The organism is Pseudomonas brassicacearum (assembly GCF_003732265.1).
GTDB classification, from domain to species: Bacteria; Pseudomonadota; Gammaproteobacteria; order Pseudomonadales; family Pseudomonadaceae; genus Aquipseudomonas; species Aquipseudomonas brassicacearum_D.
Window position 1 is genome coordinate 1 of the sequence record NZ_MOBK01000115.1, and the last position, 632, is coordinate 632.

General features: G+C 55.4%; 1 protein-coding gene. It reads right to left on the reverse strand.

Annotation, left to right across the window (positions count from 1 at the left end):
- A partial coding sequence (locus BK660_RS30320) for an oxidoreductase (protein WP_473087022.1) occupies positions 1-531 on the reverse strand: 531 nt, incomplete at its 3' end.
- Positions 532-632 lie beyond the last annotated feature (101 nt).

Below are 632 nucleotides of genomic sequence, written 5' to 3' on the forward strand. Positions count from 1 at the left end.
CAACGGCGAGAGAAACTCACTTAACAAGTAGCCGTGCGCGGCATGGATCTCAAGCACATCGAAGCCAGCTTCGCTGGCTCGACGTGCGGCATCGCCGTACAGCTTTACCAGAGCCGGAATCTCATCAGCCGCGAGTTCGCGAGGAACAGGGCTGGTTTGCGTAAATGGAATCGCCGATGGCGCGATGTGAATCAGACCGGGCAGGTCAGCATTGCGCCCCGCATGGCCGATCTGAGCGCCGGCTTTTGCACCAAAGCCGTGAAGCAATTCCGTCAGCGCCTTCAAGCCGACAACGTGCTCATCGCTCCAGATGCCAAGGTCACCGGCGCCAATACGACCGTCAGCCTGAATGGCCAGCGTTTCGGGAAAAATCAGCGCCGCCTGACCCAGAGCACGAGCGCCGTAATGAACGCGGTGCCAGTCAGTGACGAAACCATCATCCGCCGCCATATGCATGCACATAGGGGACATGACGACCCGGTTTTTCAGGGTGAGGCCCTTAATTTCATAGGGTGATAACAACAAACTCATCTGTCCGATTCCATAGTGGTGAATATGGAATCCATGCTAACTTTTGCAGCACATCGACGTAAGTACGCACAATTTTGTGCGGTAGGCACACTTTTTATACC